The organism is Kamptonema sp. PCC 6506 (genome assembly GCF_000180455.1).
In the GTDB taxonomy this organism is placed as follows: Bacteria; Cyanobacteriota; Cyanobacteriia; order Cyanobacteriales; family Microcoleaceae; genus Kamptonema; species Kamptonema formosum.
In genome coordinates this window covers 14,449-32,516 of the sequence record NZ_CACA01000273.1, presented here as the reverse complement: position 1 = coordinate 32,516, position 18,068 = coordinate 14,449, and the positions used below count along the sequence as shown (strand labels likewise).

Genomic DNA, 18,068 nt, shown 5'->3' with positions numbered 1-18,068 from the left:
TGCTGACCTAAGTGGTGCTGACCTGAGTGGTGCCAACCTGATTGTTGCCAACCTGAGTATTGCAAATGTTAAAAAAGCCAACTTCAGCTATAGCAACGGGATTTCCAAAGAAATAAAACAAGACCTAATCAAACGAGGCGCAATCTTTGAGGACTCTCTAGGCGATCGCTCTCTTACCACCAGCCGTTAATCCCAACCCGGTGTCAGCTTCGCTATTTCTAGGCCTAGATGTGGTTTAAACTGCTGGATCTATGGTTAGGGGAATAAGGGGGATAAGGGAATAGAATCAGCACTTCAAAAACTATTGATTATTCTTAACTTGCAAAAGCTTAATTTTTGACTCATCCAATACAGTTAGTTTAACTGGGAAATAGCCCAAACTAGGAACTTCTGGGCTAACATAGGTCAAGTAATAATTAACAAATCCTTCTACTTCCGGTCGTTGCCGAATCGCTTTAGCATCTACATAAATGTACAAATAACGAGTGAGGGGATATGCTGGCAAGAAAGGATCTACTCTATCAATCGCGATCGCCTTCAGCTTATCGCGATTTTGTTTATAGGAACCATACTCTAAAAAGCCAACCATGTAGGGATTAATTAAAGCTTCTGAATGCAACTGCTCTACAAAGTGATAAGATATCGTATTGCGAGCATTAATAATTTGACTGACATTCCCATTAAGAATAGCTTGGGCAAATAGGTCAACTGCACCTCCAGCACTAACCCCAGCAGGGATAATGCGTTTAATCGCTTCCGCTGGCCATTTAGGATTTACATCTGACCACTTTTCGACAGTAAATACCTTTGCTAGTTCGTCGCGCGTCAGACTATTTGGGACGAATTTATTCTGAGAACTAACTACAATCGTCACTGCATCAATGGCAATGGGAAAGCCTATTGGCTCAATACCTGACTGAGAACAAATCGCTAACTCCTGACTGGTAATCGGGCGCACCGTATTGACAATATCTACCTTTTTCTCCTCACAAAGTAGCTTGAAGCTAACTCCGGTATCAATACTAGAGAGCGCAATCTTGCTGGGATAGCCATCTTGAATAAAACGTTGAGCAATAGCCTGACTAATCGGCAAAACTACCGGCGATCCCGATATTGCGAGTGTTCCCTCCAGTTCCAGAGGATTTACCCCCGGTAGCACAATACTCTGTTTAGTTGAGTCTTGGGTTGAGGGAGATTTAATTAATTTACTCTCGATCCGCTGAATACCTAAGATTTCTTTCGATTTATTTTCTGTACTAGCCTTATTGTCAATCTTTGCCTTTGAAGTTGTCGATCCTTGGGCGCAAGCTGTTAATAGTAAAATCATGCCGCTCAAAAATAAGCAACTTCTGTAAACCTTTGTTCTAGTTATCTTCATCATTCTACTTGCACCCGCCGACCATTTTTACTAATTAATGGACTCGCCCCATCTTTGATTCCTTTGGCAAGTCGAATCATCTTTTTCCGTTCTTCAATATACTGAAGAATCTCAGAGGCAAATTTATTATTAGACTCAATCGCTTGGACAATTGCATCTGCGGGAATCACCACAACCTCAACATCCTCATCAGCAACGGTCGTTACCGGACTTACCTCTCCTGGAAAGATCGCCATTTCACCAAATGCTTGGTTAAGTTCCAGCTTGTCCACTGTCTGGCGCTCACCTTTCTCATCTTTGAAGTAAGCGTGTCCCCTACCCTTAAACATAATATAAAACCCCTCATCTTCTTTACCTTCCTGAATAATTAACTCACCGTTGCCATAGGCTTTAAATGTAACGCTTTCAGCCAGTTTGTTAATCTGATGATCGTTAAGTGTCGAGAAATAAGGCAGCGATTGCAAATAAGTTGCCAATTCTTGTAGATCGAGACTGCACTCCTCTTTCATCGGATAAGGTAGAGTAAAACCATAACGTTTAGTCAGATAATAAAGTCGGGATTTAAGTTGCCCAGAAACGTTAGCATCTTGTTCAGGCAGTATTTTGTAGGAAAGGTTGTAGATGATACGGTCATCTTCGTATGAACTTACCACAGCCGAACCTTTGTCTTCGATCGCATCTATACCCTCTATCAGACTATTTAATGCGGTCATCACTTTATTAGGAGAATCATCATAAGAAAAGCTAGCGGAAATATTTTTCCAAATTGCTCCCTGACCGTAATTGATAATGCTTGCCTGTGACAAAACTCCATTGGGAATGTTTAATTTCCACTCAGAAGTTACTATCGTCACTGACCACCAATTTTGCTCAAGTACCCGTCCCTGTTTTTCATCTATCTCAATCCAATCACCTGCTCTAAACGGTTTGGCAAATAGCAGTAGTAATCCTGATACCAGGTTACTGAGGGTGTCTTGCAGTGCTAGGGCAATTACTGCTGAAGCTAACCCCACAGCTTCACTAAAGCCAGTCAAACTTATCTCCCAAACTCCATTAATAATGTGATAGCCAATGGCTAAAATCACTAGCCCCCTGGCTATCTGAAAGAACAGATTAGGTACATGAATTTGCCCTTTTATTGGTTGCTTTTTTGTGGTCAGCAGGGCATTGATTAAAGAGAGTCCCGCCACAATAACAGCAACCCAAGTTAACGTTTCTAAAAAACGCGCCCAGGAATTTTGGTCGCCGATCCTTAAAACCTGTCGGATTACTAAAATCACTGCTAAGGGAGGTAACACATACTCGCGCACCTGACGCAAACCAATTGCTAATGGGTGGTGCTGTCGTTCCAATCTTGAAACTGCTTCACCCAGCAATATACTTAACAATGGGAATCCTAGACCTAAAAGCAATAGCCATCCCAAAAGTGATTTATCCATAAGTTTTTTTTGCAAACAACAAAAAGAGATTTCTAAGTATCTTTCAGCAGATTTCAATTAGTTAGAATGTTGCTTTACACACCGATATTTTCTAACTCAATTTCTGCTGCTGCTTCTTTCATAATTTCGCTCAGAAATGTGTAAGCTTCTTCCCATGCTTTTCGGACTGGTATAGTAAATTCTACACCCAGTCCTTGCCCTAACGTCCACAGCAACGCTTCGCCCACAATATCGTAGTATTCAGCTTTGACTCCATAGCCCGCATGACGGCGACCCAAATCTTGAACGGCTAGGATAATCCGGTCTGGCCGACGCAAACCTTCCACTGCTAGAGCAAGGGTAGCCATTAGCTTACGTTCCTGTTCTTTCATCTCTCCCTTAAATAAAGGACGTAGAGAAGGGCTTAATTCAAATAGTCGTTGGTAGAAAAGTTCGGCAGCTTTATCGGCAATAGGCTTTACTTTTTCAAAGGATGATTGAACTAACTCGACCTGACTGGGAACTAACTTTCTGATAGTTACAAGTGTCCAGGTTTCTATTTCTGGAAAACCTTGAATTTTGACAACCGGGTTTTTGATGAAAGTGTAGCTATCTGCTATCCGTTCGTAGACACTTTGAGTTAGTAAAATATAGTTCAAATTAGGCTGGTTCTGGAGACTGCTGGCTATATAGGCTGTTTCTCCCCAAATTTTGTAGCCAAATCTCTCTGTTCCTACTACCCCTGTTGTGACAGAACCCGCATGAATGCTGATGCGTAAAGCCAAGGGAGAATTATAATTAACATTCAGACGCTGGATGATTTCTAACATGACTAGGGCCAAATCAACCGCTCGCTGGCTGTGGTCAAACCTGGCTTGGGTGAGCCCGCATACTGCCATATAGCTTGTAGTCGCGGAGTTTAGTCGTTCCAACCCATAGCGTTCTGCTGCTGAGTCAAAGTCATCAAATAGCTGGGTAAGTAATTCTGTCATTTTTTGCGGTGACAGGCGTTTGTTGAGCTCAGAAATCCCCGCCAGATTAACATTGAGGATGGTTACTTGCTTGAGGTTGTCAGCAATGGATTCCTCTCCTTGTTTCCTGCGTTCGGCGATCGCATTGGGTAGGATATTATTCAACAGAATACTATTCTCCCGATCCTTGATTTGCAGTTGCTCTTCAGTTTGACGTAATTTGTTCGCCACCTCTTTAAACTCTGTTGCCAATTCCCCAAACTCGTCTTGGGATTTTACCTCAACTTCTACATCCAAGTCCCCAGCACTAAGTTTCCGTGCATTTTCACTTAAGCGACGCAGGGGAGTGGTAAAAATTTTCGCTGCCATTGCGGCTAAAAATGCCGTTCCTAGTAGGAAAAGCGCTGCTGCAATCAACAAAATTATCTGTAAGTTGTAAAGTGGACTATAAGCTTCCCCCACTTCGATTTCTGCCAAAATTGCCCAATTTAACCCGTTCAACTTTAGAGGGGAGTAAGCACTCAATACCTCTACACCCCGATAGTTGCTATTTACCATCATGCCTTGTTTTCCTTCTAAGGCGGCTTGGGCGGCGGTCGAGTCGATTTTCTGTAAGCCAATGGTAGTTTTGAAGTTCTCCATTAGTTCGAGAGTTCTCTTATCAGTCCCGGTATTACCAACAATATTTTGATATTTTTTGGGGTCTTCAACCCAAAAACGGGATGTGGAACGCATTAAGGCATCTGGCCCGACTAAATAAGCTTCTCCTGTTTTCTGCAAACCACTGGTTTCCCAATTATTATTCCGGCTAATAGCCTGGTCAATTTTGTCAGTGGGAATTTGTACTGCCAAGATGCCAATCATGTTAGAACCGCTATAAATTGGTGTTGCCACGAAAGCGGCGGGCGCGTTATAAGAGGGGCGGTAAGGTTTGAAATCAGCAACCTGAATGTTACCTTTGGTCGGATTTGACTGGACTTTCTGCACTAAATCCGCTAGTGAGCTCTGGTAGTAAAAACCCTGTAGCCTACTGGTGGCAAAATCTGTCTCTTTAAAATAGGAATAGATGATATCCCCTGTTTTATGGTTAATCAAAAATAAATCGTAATAGCCGAATCTTTCGATGATTTCTGCTAAGAATTGTTGATATTTGGCATGAGCTTTGCTGTAATCGCTGCCATCACCAGCATCGAGGAGCTTGTTTTTTTCGCCGACAGGATTGGGATTAGAAGCAATGTAGTGATACTGGAGATAGCGAGCCGCTTGTCCGGTGGGAATATAAACACTGGGGTTTATTGCTTCCGGGGATAAATTCTTTTGCAACCGAGGAAAAAATTTTTCGCTGTAGTAAGTATCTAAAGCTTTATCCCATTCGGGGGGAATAAGGTTGCTTTCCAAGATGCGATAGCCTGAATTCAACTCTACCATCGCTTTAACTACGTTGCCGTCTGCTGCCAGCATCCCCACTTGATTGTTCAAATTTTCAAAGTAGGACTCAAACTGCTCGGCTTTGGTGGTGCTAATACCTTCAAGTTGTTCGGCGATTTTGCTTCTGAGGGTGGCTTGTGTTTGATACCAACCGATCCCACTAACTACTACTACAGAACCGAGGCTAACTCCTAGTAGCAATGCTTGCAGCTTGGATTGAATTGTCCAGCGGTCTAGTTTGAGATTACCTAGTGAGTCATTACGGAACTTATGTAAGCGATTTAAGGGATTTAACATCTTTTTTATTAATCTTGAGGGCGAATGCTTAATCTGTTTCTTCCCTCTCTTTGAGGAAATTACAGCATATTCCAGGTTAATGAAGTAGAGTAGAAAAACTCTTGGTAAACTAATTACGTAGAGCAACAAGATTGTGTGTACCACATATACATGGAATATGCTGTATCTGCTCCATGTAAAGATGACGAGTAATTATATTTACTCTAATATATTTACTCTAATCTAGACTTTCTTAAGTTTTTTTATGAAATTATCTTACTGACTTCATATATATCAGATCGATTTGCTTAAGTCAAGGGATTTCAAAAGGTTTTTGCCGATGTCGATAAATTATCCTTAACTTTAAAATAGGAAATTTTGGCAGAGTAGGAATCGTAGTAATACTAGGAAAAATCACAAGGTACAGCTTGCAACGACGAGAGAATTAGGAATGAAATCAAGGGAAAATTTAGACAATAAAAACGAAGAGTTGGTAAGTATTAAAAGGAAAAATGAACAATATTCAGGGACAGGAAAAATATGTTTATCGTCCTCAAGAGACAGGTAGAACTAGAAGAAGACATAGTAACTTTTAGGCTGGTTGGTCGCATCTGCGGCTCAACTGAGTTTCAACACGCTCAACAAGCTATAAAGCTTATCCAACACCGCTTTAGCCTGATTGTCACCCCTGAATAACTAAAGTTAAATCGCTGATGAGGACTGGCGAAATCTACCAAATATCAGTCAAGATATAATCAGAAAACCTTTCCTCCAACCCCATGAATGACATTAATCAGGTTGCCTCCGCCCTTGAGGGCAAAGACTACCGAAAAGCGGCCCAATTGCTTAAACAGCTACAGAAAGACTCTCCCGAAAACCCCTGGGTGAAGTTCTATATTGCACGCTACTACGAACTTACCAACAAACTAGAATCCGCCGAAAAAATTTATCGGCAACTGCTACGGGACACTACTAGCCCTAAAATAGTCGCTCAAACCCGTCAGGCCATCCAACGGCTCGAAACCATAGAACAAAATCGACGAAAAGATGCGATCGCACTCTCTAAAAATGACCCACGCAACGCCGAACCTGGACTCTTAATCCTAGAACCCGTCAGCCCAGAAAATAAACCAGCCGCTATACAACATATAAGTAGAATTCTCAAAATTGACCCCTATACTGCCCGGACGCAAATCCAAAGTCGGGGCTGGCGGTTATACAAAACAGGCACAGTTGGAGAATTGCGGGTTTATGGAGAAGAACTACTCAGCGCAGGCATTCCCGTCTTCTGGGCCACATTAGCCGACATCCAAAAAATTCAAGTCTTTCGAGTCCAATATTTCCAGTCCCTTTCTCCCCAACCCACCGCCATTTGCAAAAACGAACTCGACCAGCTTGGCTCTCTCACATTCAACTGGTCAGAAGTGAGCCAGTGCGTCGAGGGACTATTGCCCCTGTTTATCGAAGTTATGGACTACTCCCCCCACCGACGCAGTGAAAAATTCCGCCATAAAGAAATCACCCAAGACTATGCCCAAATTTGGGACTTGCACCTACCCAGTAGAAAGTGCATATTGCGGCTATGCGACCAAACCTATCAATTTCAAAAAGGCATTACAGCCGAAAAAATAAAAGAGTCAGAGAGCAAAACTCAAAACTCCCAAAATACTGCCAGAATCAACTGGAACAACTTAGTAGAAACCTTCAATCAGCAGCTATCCGTCAACCTCTCATCTGAATTTACTCCCTTTGCAGAGACAGCCTTAAATTATACCCAAATGTTAAGCCGACTTAAATCCCACATTGACATTGAGCGCAAATCCGAAAGTCCTTGGGATACAGCTTTTCAATTGTACAGCGTGCTAGTTTTCCTCAAAAGTCAAGGTCAAAATAAGTAGAAGGAAGAAAAATTTAGTTATCTAGGAGAGAAGGAAGAATGTTTATACAAAAGTTTTGAGTTTTGAATTGACTAACAACCCAAAACTCAAAACTCAAAATTCAAAATTCAAAACTCTCTTACCTAGAGGTTTTCATCCCGCGAGCCATATCTCGAAAATTGTTCATGTTGGGGCCGGGAAGCCTGCGGTTTGTCGTCGGTGTTGGCATTAAATAATCGGGAGCAAAAGTTATCGTTGATGCAGCCTGAGCTGGAACCTTACCATTAGTCACAGCAACAGCAGGCTTAGGTGCAGGTTCAGCCTTCTGAGGTTTAGCGGCAACAGGTTCCTTCTTCTGCGACTTTGCAGATTTTGGAGGTGCTGCTACTGCTACCAACGGCTGAGCAGCAACAGGCTCAGGCTTCTTAGCTGAAGGCGACTCAGTTTTCGCTGAACCGTTTTCTGGGGCTTTGTCCAATTCTAAGAAATACTCAGACTTCTTAATGCCTAAGAGTCTAGCCAAAAAACCAAAAATGCCACCAAACAAATTTTTGATAAATCCGAACATTACATTTACTCCTTGTTTTTTTTAGAGAAATGTCTACAAGCTTTACAACCAAGTCAGACTAAGAGCTATTGCAACTTTTGTCTATATTTATTCATCAAACTTTACATAAAAGCCTTAGTAAGTATTGATGCTTAGCGTGGGTAGCTTGCAGGCAGCAAGTGCAGAGCTTCTTTGCACTTGTTAACAAATTATCTCAGAATTAGCGCTTAATTTTCATTTAATTTCGATACTGACGTAACGCCGCCGTTCTGCCGTTCTAGATAACTCAATTATTCTACCTCGATCGCTGCTACTTTCTAATTACGACTTTGAGCCGATTAATAAGCTGTCCCACAGTGTCTGCGAACGACTCTGGCGAAGGTATAAGCTTGAATGAGGAAACAATGATAAAAACAAGATGGATAGTTTAAGCGATCGCAACCCAGTCGTACTCATTCACGGCATCTGGGACACAAGCGCCATTTTTAACGCGATGACAGTATACTTGAGCCAGCGGGGTTGGCAAGTCTACAGCCTCGATTTAATCCCCAACGACGGCAGCCTCGGCCTTGAATTCCTCGCCCAGCAACTCGCAGAATTCATTAATACCAGCTTTAAGCCAAAACAGCCTTTAGATTTAATCGGTTTCAGCATGGGCGGCATAGTCAGCCGCTACTACGTGCAACGGTTAGGTGGAATTGAGCGCGTACAACGCTTTATCACCATTTCTTCCCCTCACTACGGAACCCAAACTGCTTACTCTCGCGGGCTACCTGGGTACGTGCAAATGCGTCCGGCTAGTAGTTTTTTGCGGGATTTGAATTATGATGCTGCTATGCTGCAAGATATCAATTTTACATCAATCTGGACTCCTTTTGATGGCATGATTATCCCCGCTCAAAGTTCCCAGATGCCTATAGGTAAAGAGATTAAATACAACGTTTTGCTGCACTCTTTGATGAAGAGCGATCCCAAAGTCTTACAAGCAATAGTTCAAGAACTAGAAGCACCAGTTAAGGAGTTAAATATTCAAAAAAATGTTAATGGTTAACTGTTAATCGTTAATTGTTAACTGTTAACTGTTAATCGTTTGTTATATAGGTTTACCTATTAATTAATTGAAAAATGAACAGCGATCGCGACCGCAACCCAGTGTTACTAATTCACGGACTCTTCGTAAACTCAAAGGTTTTTCGGAGAATGTCTGCTTATTTAACCAACTTAGGTTGGCAGGTATATAGCTTAAATCTCACTCCTAATTACGGCAATGTCGGGCTTGATGAATTAGCGGGCAGAGTAGCAGATTATGCAGATCGAACCTTTGGCTTAGAACAGAAATTCGATCTAGTTGGCTTAAGCATGGGTGGTTTAGTCAGCCGCTATTATGTACAGCGATTAGGTGGAATTAACCGAGTACAGAGGTTTATCGCTATCTCTGCCCCTCATAACGGCACTTGGATGGCCTATAGTCTTTGGGGAAAAGGCTGCGTACAGATGCGCCCCAAAAGTGCTTTTATTGAAGACTTAAATCGAGATATCTCTATGCTAGAACAGATAAATTTTACCTCAATCTGGACTGATTGGGATTTCATCATTGTTCCAGCTACTAGCTCGCAAATACCAGTGGGTAAAGAGTTAAAATTACCGATTTTTGCTCATGGCAATATGGTCAGACACAGCAAGAGTTTAGAGGCGGTTGCTGAAGCATTGGCAGCACCAATTAAACCGCATCCCCAACCTGGGCATATTCGCTATGACCAAAAATCGCCTCAGTTTCGCGGTAATATTTAAACTCTAGTATGTTGTGAAAGGGATCTATTAAAAAGAAAGTGCGATGTTCTGTAGGTAAACCCACAAATCGCCTTTTAGCTTCTTGATAGAATTGTAATCCCTTTTGTTGCGATCGCTCTAATAATGCTTCCCAATCGGCCTCAGAGGTAAAAACCAGCCCAAAGTGTCTGGGGTAGATACCGCGTTGGGGCGTTAGCGGTTCGTGACTGATGTGGGCGACGATTTGATGACCGCAAAGACTTAAAATTAATGAATTAGGGCTTTCGCGACCGATTTCGCAGCCCAAGCCATCCCTGTAAAAGGCTTTTGTCTGGGCAATATCGGTAACGGGGAAGGCAAGATGAAAGATAACTTGGTTCATAATTAGGTGGATTCGTCAAAATGCAGAACTCTGAATTCCTCTTTAATTATTCATTGTTATTCAATCCTTGGGTGGTAGCGATCGCACTAAATACAGTTTTACTCGCGATCGCTAACCTCTCGCCCAAAAAGTTACTCACTCCCGCAGGGTTATTTCACGCTTGGCTGTTGGGCGTACTCATCTGGGGCTGTTTGGGTTGGCAAGGATATGTGGTGGTAATGTTTTATTTTCTACTCGGATCGGCCGTTACCCGCGTTGGCTTAGCCCAAAAAGAGGCCGAAGGTATTGCAGAAAAGCGTTCCGGCGCTAGAGGGCCGGAGAATGTCTGGGGTTCTGCTCTGATCGCTGCTTTTTGCGCCTTGGGCGTGTTTATCGTGGGTATTTTGCCCCCCTCTTACGCAGGGGATTTTAAGGGGGTTATTGCGCTATTAATGTTAGGCTACGTGGCTAGTTTTAGCACTAAGCTTTCCGACACCTGCGCTAGTGAAATCGGTAAAGCTTACGGTAAGCGGACTTTTCTGATTACTACGCTGCAACCCGTACCCAGAGGGACAGAAGGGGCGGTAAGTTTAGAGGGTACATTGGCGGGAATTGTGGCTTCAGTGGCGATCGCACTTCTGGGCTGGGCCGTTGGTTTGATTGATTTGACAGGATTAATATTTTGTGTAGTTGCTGCTTTTGTTGCGACTAATATAGAGAGTGTAATTGGTGCGACGTTGCAATCTAAGTTTGACTGGTTAACGAATGAAGTGGTTAATATTTTCAATACTGCGATCGGCGCGATCGTTGCGGTGTTATTAGCTTTAGCCTGGAGTTATATTTGGTGATGACTGAGTTTCTGGAGCGTGCGATCGCTCGATTGAAAAGTTTGTCTTCTAATGAGCAAGATGCGATCGCAACGATAATATTAGAAGAACTTGAAGATGATCGTCGTTGGGAGGAGTCGTTTGCGCGATCGCCAAATCTGTTGGCTAAGCTTGCAGCCGAGGCGATGGCTGAACACCGTGCAGGCCAAACCCAAGATTTAGATCCAGAAACATTGTGAAATCTCGTACAACTACTCAATTTCGTAAATTGTTTGCTGAGCTACCAGAACAGGTTCAGGAACAAAAGATAATAGTAGTTCATACTGAAGGTGGTTTGAATTATGGAAGCATCAACAACGATTAGAAAAATGATGGCTGGTAACAAAATAGTTGTACCATCCTATCAGCGTGCGTACTCATGGGATACCCCCGATGGAAAGACAGACAGGACTACTCAGATTGATGTCTTTCTGTCAGACTTGGAAGAATACAGTAAAAGCAATGCTGATAGCCCGTATTATTTTGGTCACTTCCTTTTTGAAGGAAAAAATCAAGAATTTTATGTGATAGACGGGCAACAACGGCTGACAACCATTGTGATATTTTTATCGGCTCTTTTTGCCAAGCTGAAAGCGATCGGAAATCTAAGCGAAGATGAAGAAACTTGCTATGAAGACATGGTTAAACGGCGCAGTGCCATACGTTTTTCTACTGTGGATTACGACAATCAGTTATTCATCGACTATGTAATCGAACAAACGAAACTCGATCGTAATGCCCTCGATACCGAATCCGCACGCCGTATTGTTAGAGCATTTGATTTCTTCAAGCAACAACTATCGAGCAAACCTGAAGAATATCTGAGAAAAATGCTCTCTATAATTAGCGAATCCACTTGCACCACTCATCCAGTTAAAAGCGAATCTGAAGCTATTCAGATGTTTATATTCCAGAATGATAGAGGGAAGCAACCTTCTAATCTGGAAATTGTCAAAGCTAAATTTATGTACAACGTGCATCTGTATGGCAATGACGATCGAAATGCGCTGATAGAAGAAATCAAGAATCGTTTTGAGAAAATCTATAAATCAATCTCTTCAATTGAATACAACATCAATGAAGACGATGTTTTACTTTATACCTTAAAAGTCTATTTTAATTCACTTGGGGAAATCAATGCTCTTGATAAAATAAACAAAAATCTATCAAAAGAAACTTCAATTGATTTTATCAAATCCTTTACAACATCACTTTCGAGAAGTTTTGAGCATCTATCCAGTTTTTTTGGCAAACATGAACGCGAGAACTTTGCCATACATTCCTTGATAACACTGATAAAACTTGGAGGTATCGCCATTGCACTTCCGTTTATCATCAAGGCATATAAATACGATCTGCCTATCAATGATATAGGAGCGCTATGTTCGTCGTTGGAGAATTTGTTGCTTCGTCACCGTTCGATCGGAACTCGCGCTGATATAACATCAAGAATCAAGGATGTATTTGAGAATTTCACCGAAAGCAACAAAGATATTCGCCCGATAATAGAACGCATAGAAGGGATGAAAACAACATCGGAATGGTGGTGGGGTTATTGGAATAATGAAAAGCTCAAAGAATCGCTCCAAAGGGGAATACATCATTTAGTTGCAAAATATCTGCTCTGGAAATATGAGATTCATTTAGAGCAACAAGGTAAAAACGGTTATTCCCCTACTCGATTTGACAGAATCATCAGTCCAGAACTAGAACATATCGCTCCAACAACTGAACCTGAGATAAAACCACATGGTTATGAAGATTACGATGAGGAGCTTAGAAATCAATACCTTAATTGCTTAGGCAACTATCTATTGTTATCCAAGTCACATAATTGCGCGGTGGGAAATATTCAGTTTGCCGAAAAATTGGCAACTTATACGCACAATGAACAGCAAAGAGAAATTCAGAGTTTAGTCCGCGAGAATGGGGTATGGAGCAAGGAAATCATACAACACAGGAAAGACAAAATTATCCGCTTCATTATGGATAATTGCTAAATGGCATAACAAGGCGATCCCAGTGCGATCACACTTTACCCCCTTTTCTCTTTACCCCAATCTCTGCACATCTTCCACCGACAGCGACAGCGCTTGAGCTACTTGCTCTACAGTTAAACCCATTGCCAATAGTTGCGGAATAGCATCCCGTTGAGTTTGCTCCGCGCGATCGGCACGTTGGCGTTCCTGTTCAGTATTGAGGCGTTCGAGTTTAGATTGTTCGCTACCAGTTAGCAACAAATTCCCCTCACTATCCCACCAACGTAACCATCGTTGATGCTGATTTTGATAGCTACCTTCCCACACTCCTAACTCTACTCCCATCAGGTCGATCGGGTAATGTCCGCGATCGTTTGGTTGCAAACGGCGATAGCGAGTATTCACCCAGTTATAGACTTCCAATTCACTCGTTTTAATGATGTAAATTGCATAGTAAGGAATGCGAATAATCTGCTCGTATACCCAAAACTTTCCGGGTTTCTGGTTAACACCTTCTGGTAAGCGAGATAAAGGAGTATTATCTCTTTCTTCAGCCCCATTTCCACTCGCAAATTCGATGGCAATTAATGGCACAATATACTCGCGCCACAACACATAAGAGCGGCGAATTTCGCCATCTATTAGGGGCGGAACGTTGGGAATGTAGAACCAGTCAGGGGCTTCGGCTCCGCGTTCTGGAGGCTCGGTTTCGCGCCAGTAAATGCCACAATCTTGCCCGATCGCAAATTGTCCGTCGGGGTGGAGGGTTTGCAGTGTAGTTTCCAGGGAGTCGGTGAGTAGGATACTCTGGGGATGTTCTTGGAAGTTGTGTACAAAAGTGCCGTCGGAGTCAGGTAGTTGCGTGCGATCGGGAAAGGCTGGGGGTAATGTTGTAGGGTTGATGCTTTGGGTCATGTCAGCTATAAGAAGGGGTTGACATACATGAGAAACTTGCGGTACTTTGTGGTTATTATATGATGTATTACACCTTATCTGCGACACAATTATAAGCTCGACTGCGGAGTTCCCAGTGGGACATAGCAGTAAGCTTGTTTATAGGATACAAGTATCGACAGATTGTTGTTAGGTTCGCTAAAAAGCACTAAAATGTAACTTGAAACTTAAGCCAGGAACAAAGGAGTAAGTAATTGGAACCTATTTGCTACCACTGTGGAAAACCGATTCAGAATAATCAAGGGACTTATTGGATCAAAGGAACAGGTGGTTGGTTTGCCAGAGGCGTATATCCTAGTACAGTAGTCTGTGCACATTGGCGAAAATGTGCGAAAGTTGTAGGTGAATACTTTGCCCAAATTCCTCCAGATGAGAAGGGAGAGTCCTGGTTTTGGCAACATTTACCCTTTTATACTCAAACCAATGAGAAAGTAAATAATTCGGACAGATTTATTTATGTTCTAAAGTCGAATGAATATTACAAAATAGGCATTGCTAAGGACGTGGCAAAAAGGATGCGGGAACTGCAAACAGGTGATCCAGTTAAACATTTATTTGTTTGCTCTTCTTTTTTTAAAGATGCACCTAGATTTGAAAAGTGTTTACATGAAGCTTTTGCAAAGTATAGAGTAGAAGGCGAGTGGTTTGAGTTGCCACCCGAAAAGCTAGAAGAGCTAATTGAAATTTTAGAGAACAAGAATTTTATAGAGCAGGTTCCACCACTACATAATATAGTTTACTATCCTCTCGGTACACGAGTTTTATGGCGTAATCAGCCCGGTATTGTACATAGTTTAGTTATTAAATCCTATAAATATGAGGTTGGCTATAATATATTGCTTGACACTCAGAGTTGTATAGATGAGCCAGAAGTAACCAATTCAGGCTATAACGAGTTGATCTTAGAAAATACTAGAATACCAAGTATAGAAGGTTACGAGGTCGAACCCGTCGAGCTAGGTATTTCTGATGATGACATTACATCTTTAGCCAATTAATTAGGAACGTTACATTTTTTCCCGACAAGTGAAACGCGATCGCAAACCACATCCACCCTGGAGCAATTACCTTCTATTGGTCTAAAATCTGTTACATTACGATCGTAATTAAGGATTTGGCAACAAGCTATGCGGTCAATTGAACAACTGACAGAAGAGCTTTTATCTCTGCCTAGTGCATCAAGAGCACTTTTGGCAGAAAAACTCGCAGAAAGTTTAGAATTCGATATCGACCCAATGATTCAGGCCGCTTGGACAACTGAGGCTCATAGACGACGTAACGAGATCCGAAGCGGTGCTGTCCAAGCAATTCCGGGAGATGATGCCTTAGCTCAAGTGAGGCTGTTGCTTGACCCATGAAGTATGTATTTCATCCTGAAGCACTTGCCGAATATGCTGAAGCTGTCCAATACTATGTAGTACATTTTGATTCTTGCAGTAACGCATTGCAGTCGAGAGCCTGGGTATTGGAAAAGCCGCAAATAATTGAAACATTCAGCAATCCAACATTTAAAATGTCTGAGAAAACTCTGCTACATGAAATTGCTCATTGCCCCCATGCACGGTTCTGTCGAGAAAATCCTGCTGCTGAACATCCATGTAGCGAAATTGTTAATTATCAAAAGTCGCTCAATTTAGACGATTTTCAAGTACCTGAGCCTTGGAGTGGACATATAGAGAAAGCTCCTATTCTTTTTCTGAGTTCAAATCCATCAATTGGCGCTGGTGAAAACTACCCAAATTGGTCTTGGTCAGACAATGATATTGAAGATTACTTCAGTTATCGTTTTGGAGGGGGACGCAAGGAATGGATCGTCAATGGTACGAAATCCTTACTAATGGATGGGACATATAGCCATGCTGTTAAGTTCTGGGCAGCAGTCCGGCAACGTGCTATGGAGTTATTTGAACGGGATGTGCTTCCAGGAATTGATTATGCGCTTACTGAAATAGTCCATTGTAAATCCCATAAGGAAATTGGAGTAAAACGAGCGCAAAATAAATGTGTTGAAGCCTATTTGTTGAGGACTTTAGAACTGGCCGGGGCAAAAGTAATTGTGGTGCTGGGAAAACGTGCAAGGAAAGCAATTCAAGGTCAATTCAATATCCCTGAAAAAATCTCAGTGTCTGAGGCAATAAAGATAGGGAGCAGTGAAAGATTTTTTGCTTTCCTTCCACATCCAAATGCCCACAGCTATCGTTCTTTTTCCAAGTGCTTTAAGGATGATGAGCTTGAAAAGTTACGCGCATCTTTGCATACGTGGAAAAATGGTGAGTGATGCACATCGTAATGCTAGCATCATTGCCAACAACCGCGTAGTTTTCAATATCAAAGGCAACAGCTATCGGCTAATTGTGGCTATTCGCTACGATCTTAGTATTATTTTCATTCGATTTATTGGCACTCATGCCGAGTATGACAAAGTAGATGCAGAAATAGTCTAAACAGAGGTAAATATATGGAATTGCGCCCAATTAGAAATGAAACCGACTATCAGGAAGCTATTAGAGAAATAGAGTTACTATTTAATGCAGCCTCAAACACTCCTGAATACGATCGATTAGATGTTCTCAGCACTTTAGTAGAAGCCTACGAGAAAAAACACATTCCGATCGCAATTCCCGCTCCCATCGAAGCGATTTATTATTACATGGAAACTCGCGGATACTCTCATCGCGATTTAGAGTCATGTCTCGGTAGTCAAGCTACGGTGTCTGAGGTTTTATCTCGGAAACATCAATTAACATTAGATATGATTCGGAAGTTGAATCAAGAACTAGGGATTCCCGCTGAAATTCTCATTCAACCATATCAGTCGGTAAAAATCCCCGCGTAACAATTCGATCGCTGCGCTCTTTTTAAAACAAATGTACAACTATCGCATCATTTTAAAACGAGTAGGAATTGCACTGATCGCGATTGGCATACTCGATATCGCGTATACAATCTACTCAATATCACAGGCTCGGAATTATTCAGCCACCTTCAGCATCTTAGCTATAGTAGCCGGTGTATCTCTCATCAGAGGTAGCCTGCGTGCCGTTTCCATAGTCACTTGGATCGCCGCCTTCGGGATTGCTAACTTCATCGGCAACCTATTAATACTACTTCCCTTTTTGAAGCCAGCAGAACTCTGGGCAATTGAATTTCGCCTCGATCCAATCGGTCTTGCTATGTCATTTCTAGTTAAAATTATAGCGATCGCTCTCCTCTCCTGGATCTACATACAACTGCGTGCTGCACCTGTAGTTTCCGCAAGCCTTCAATCTGGTCATTCTGCCTCAACTCCCAAGTCTGCATTCATCCTTGGGGTAGCCGTGATACTATTAATTACTGGCATAATGCGCTTCACGCTAGGTGGCGCTGCGGGCGCTAAAGCAGTGGACTTAGCCCGTTCAAAATACGGAGATAAATACAAGTATCACGTCCAAGGCATAAGCTGGTCAAACGGGAATGTAAAGGCCTACGTCACCGCATACAACGAACAGGAAATCAAACCTGTTCAAGTAGAATGGAATTAATGATTTAGTTTAACAGGACTTAAACACCTCACCCAAGAAACCAGGTTTTTTGACGAAAATACTTCGCCCGAACCCACAGATTCTCTAAAAAATCCGGTTTCTGAGACGACCTGTGTAAGTCCTATTAACATTATGCACAATTTTTAATTTTTAATTTTTGTCTTGTTATAGCAACCGCCAAGGCGGTTAGGACGTTTTGAGTTCCACCAAACTCGCTGATTCTATTCCCTTCTTCCTATTCTTTCCCTTCTTCCCCTTCTTCCCCTTCTTCCCCTTCTTACCCTAGCCCCTAGCCCCTAGCCCCTAGCCCCTAACCGCCTTGGCGGTTACTATAGTACCCAAATAATGTATCATTATAACCAAACCTTACACAACAAGAAGTTTCGTGTTAGAAGCCTTCGTATTTGCCACAATCTTGTGCGGATTTTTTGGTATCATCTTTAAAAATAACCTCGTAATGAAAATCATCTCTATGGACGTGATGAGCACTGGGGTAATAGCCTACTACGTGCTAATTGCATCGCGAGATGGTTTTTTCACGCCAATTATTGGAGAAGTTAAAAATAGAGCTTACGCCGATCCAGTTCCCCAAGGTGTGATCTTAACAGCAATCGTCATCGGCTTTTCGATTCAAGCCCTGATGCTAGTAGGTGTAATGAAATTGGCACGGGATAATCCTACCTTAGAAACCAACGAGATAGAGAAAAACAATACACCCTAAA

The 18,068-nt window shown here is 42.2% G+C and carries 22 protein-coding genes; 16 read left to right on the top strand and 6 right to left on the bottom strand.

Annotation, left to right across the window (positions count from 1 at the left end; all coding sequences use genetic code 11):
* Positions 1 to 190 (top strand): pentapeptide repeat-containing protein (locus tag OSCI_RS14830; protein ID WP_039962342.1); only part of this gene is annotated, 190 nt, incomplete at its 5' end.
* Between the two features lie 111 nt (positions 191 to 301).
* On the opposite strand, the gene OSCI_RS14825 is transcribed toward OSCI_RS14830, so the two are convergent.
* From OSCI_RS14825 to OSCI_RS14815, 3 genes are all read right to left on the bottom strand, one after another.
* On the bottom strand, positions 302 to 1,381 hold the full coding sequence (locus OSCI_RS14825; protein ID WP_234708756.1) for a substrate-binding domain-containing protein: 1,080 nt from the start codon (positions 1,379 to 1,381) through the stop codon (positions 302 to 304).
* The gene (locus OSCI_RS14820) at positions 1,378 to 2,817 is read right to left on the bottom strand and encodes a cyclic nucleotide-binding domain-containing protein (protein ID WP_007355817.1); all 1,440 of its coding nucleotides are present in this window, start codon (positions 2,815 to 2,817) and stop codon (positions 1,378 to 1,380) included. Before OSCI_RS14820 ends, OSCI_RS14825 begins: the two co-directional genes overlap by 4 nt.
* Positions 2,818 to 2,891: 74 nt before the next feature.
* Positions 2,892 to 5,492, bottom strand: a complete 2,601-nt coding sequence (locus tag OSCI_RS14815; RefSeq protein ID WP_007355816.1) for an adenylate/guanylate cyclase domain-containing protein — start codon at positions 5,490 to 5,492, stop codon at positions 2,892 to 2,894.
* A gap of 519 nt (positions 5,493 to 6,011) precedes the next feature.
* On the opposite strand from OSCI_RS14815, the gene OSCI_RS30005 reads away from it, so the two are divergent.
* Together OSCI_RS30005 and OSCI_RS14810 are read left to right on the top strand one after the other, a co-directional pair.
* On the top strand, positions 6,012 to 6,167 hold the full coding sequence (locus OSCI_RS30005) for a hypothetical protein (protein WP_019486970.1): 156 nt from the start codon (positions 6,012 to 6,014) through the stop codon (positions 6,165 to 6,167).
* Between the two features lie 83 nt (positions 6,168 to 6,250).
* Positions 6,251 to 7,369, top strand: coding sequence for a tetratricopeptide repeat protein (locus OSCI_RS14810; protein WP_007355814.1), 1,119 nt, complete (start codon positions 6,251 to 6,253; stop codon positions 7,367 to 7,369).
* Between the two features lie 118 nt (positions 7,370 to 7,487).
* On the opposite strand, the gene OSCI_RS14805 is transcribed toward OSCI_RS14810, so the two are convergent.
* Complete coding sequence (locus OSCI_RS14805) at positions 7,488 to 7,916, bottom strand: hypothetical protein (RefSeq protein WP_007355813.1); 429 nt, start codon at positions 7,914 to 7,916, stop codon at positions 7,488 to 7,490.
* A gap of 397 nt (positions 7,917 to 8,313) precedes the next feature.
* On the opposite strand from OSCI_RS14805, the gene OSCI_RS14800 reads away from it, so the two are divergent.
* On the top strand, positions 8,314 to 8,946 hold the full coding sequence (locus tag OSCI_RS14800; RefSeq protein WP_007355812.1) for an esterase/lipase family protein: 633 nt from the start codon (positions 8,314 to 8,316) through the stop codon (positions 8,944 to 8,946).
* A 74-nt stretch (positions 8,947 to 9,020) separates the two neighbouring features.
* Positions 9,021 to 9,686 carry an esterase/lipase family protein gene (locus tag OSCI_RS14795; protein ID WP_007355811.1) on the top strand — a complete coding sequence of 222 codons (666 nt, stop codon included), beginning with the start codon at positions 9,021 to 9,023 and terminating at the stop codon, positions 9,684 to 9,686.
* Here the strand turns inward: OSCI_RS14795 and OSCI_RS14790 are convergent.
* Positions 9,616 to 10,047 carry a VOC family protein gene (locus OSCI_RS14790; protein ID WP_007355810.1) on the bottom strand — a complete coding sequence of 144 codons (432 nt, stop codon included), beginning with the start codon at positions 10,045 to 10,047 and terminating at the stop codon, positions 9,616 to 9,618. The two genes, OSCI_RS14795 and OSCI_RS14790, sit on opposite strands and share 71 nt — an antisense overlap.
* Before the next feature lie 20 nt (positions 10,048 to 10,067).
* Here OSCI_RS14790 and OSCI_RS14785 point away from each other — a divergent pair, with 20 nt between their 5' ends.
* From OSCI_RS14785 to OSCI_RS14775, 4 genes are read left to right on the top strand one after another with little or no spacing between them, the layout of a single operon-like run.
* Positions 10,068 to 10,874, top strand: a complete 807-nt coding sequence (locus OSCI_RS14785; protein ID WP_019486972.1) for a TIGR00297 family protein — start codon at positions 10,068 to 10,070, stop codon at positions 10,872 to 10,874.
* Entirely contained in the window at positions 10,874 to 11,092 is a 219-nt protein-coding gene (locus OSCI_RS14780) for a hypothetical protein (RefSeq protein WP_007355808.1), read from the top strand. The genes OSCI_RS14785 and OSCI_RS14780 overlap by 1 nt, the downstream gene beginning before the upstream one ends.
* Positions 11,089 to 11,217, top strand: a complete 129-nt coding sequence (locus OSCI_RS32000) for a hypothetical protein (RefSeq protein WP_267879529.1) — start codon at positions 11,089 to 11,091, stop codon at positions 11,215 to 11,217. The genes OSCI_RS14780 and OSCI_RS32000 overlap by 4 nt, the downstream gene beginning before the upstream one ends.
* Complete coding sequence (locus OSCI_RS14775; RefSeq protein ID WP_007355807.1) at positions 11,195 to 12,892, top strand: DUF262 domain-containing protein; 1,698 nt, start codon at positions 11,195 to 11,197, stop codon at positions 12,890 to 12,892. Before OSCI_RS32000 ends, OSCI_RS14775 begins: the two co-directional genes overlap by 23 nt.
* Before the next feature lie 51 nt (positions 12,893 to 12,943).
* Here OSCI_RS14775 and OSCI_RS14770 read toward each other — a convergent pair whose 3' ends face one another.
* The gene (locus tag OSCI_RS14770; RefSeq protein ID WP_007355806.1) at positions 12,944 to 13,786 is read right to left on the bottom strand and encodes a Uma2 family endonuclease; all 843 of its coding nucleotides are present in this window, start codon (positions 13,784 to 13,786) and stop codon (positions 12,944 to 12,946) included.
* 233 nt (positions 13,787 to 14,019) lie between these two features.
* On the opposite strand from OSCI_RS14770, the gene OSCI_RS14765 reads away from it, so the two are divergent.
* The 7 genes from OSCI_RS14765 to OSCI_RS14735 all read left to right on the top strand — a co-directional run bounded on the left by OSCI_RS14765 (position 14,020) and on the right by OSCI_RS14735 (position 18,067).
* Positions 14,020 to 14,823 carry a GIY-YIG nuclease family protein gene (locus OSCI_RS14765; protein ID WP_007355805.1) on the top strand — a complete coding sequence of 268 codons (804 nt, stop codon included), beginning with the start codon at positions 14,020 to 14,022 and terminating at the stop codon, positions 14,821 to 14,823.
* Positions 14,824 to 14,952: 129 nt separating this feature from the next.
* Positions 14,953 to 15,183 carry an addiction module protein gene (locus tag OSCI_RS14760; RefSeq protein ID WP_007355804.1) on the top strand — a complete coding sequence of 77 codons (231 nt, stop codon included), beginning with the start codon at positions 14,953 to 14,955 and terminating at the stop codon, positions 15,181 to 15,183.
* Positions 15,180 to 16,103, top strand: a complete 924-nt coding sequence (locus OSCI_RS14755) for a uracil-DNA glycosylase family protein (RefSeq protein WP_007355803.1) — start codon at positions 15,180 to 15,182, stop codon at positions 16,101 to 16,103. Before OSCI_RS14760 ends, OSCI_RS14755 begins: the two co-directional genes overlap by 4 nt.
* On the top strand, positions 16,093 to 16,269 hold the full coding sequence (locus OSCI_RS31540) for a type II toxin-antitoxin system HigB family toxin (RefSeq protein WP_007355802.1): 177 nt from the start codon (positions 16,093 to 16,095) through the stop codon (positions 16,267 to 16,269). Before OSCI_RS14755 ends, OSCI_RS31540 begins: the two co-directional genes overlap by 11 nt.
* Before the next feature lie 14 nt (positions 16,270 to 16,283).
* Positions 16,284 to 16,661 carry a helix-turn-helix domain-containing protein gene (locus OSCI_RS14745; protein ID WP_007355801.1) on the top strand — a complete coding sequence of 126 codons (378 nt, stop codon included), beginning with the start codon at positions 16,284 to 16,286 and terminating at the stop codon, positions 16,659 to 16,661.
* A 31-nt stretch (positions 16,662 to 16,692) separates the two neighbouring features.
* Positions 16,693 to 17,346, top strand: a complete 654-nt coding sequence (locus OSCI_RS14740) for a hypothetical protein (RefSeq protein WP_007355800.1) — start codon at positions 16,693 to 16,695, stop codon at positions 17,344 to 17,346.
* Between the two features lie 385 nt (positions 17,347 to 17,731).
* A complete protein-coding gene (locus tag OSCI_RS14735) occupies positions 17,732 to 18,067 on the top strand; it encodes an NADH-quinone oxidoreductase subunit K (RefSeq protein ID WP_007355799.1) in 336 nt (111 codons plus the stop codon).
* Position 18,068 lies beyond the last annotated feature (1 nt).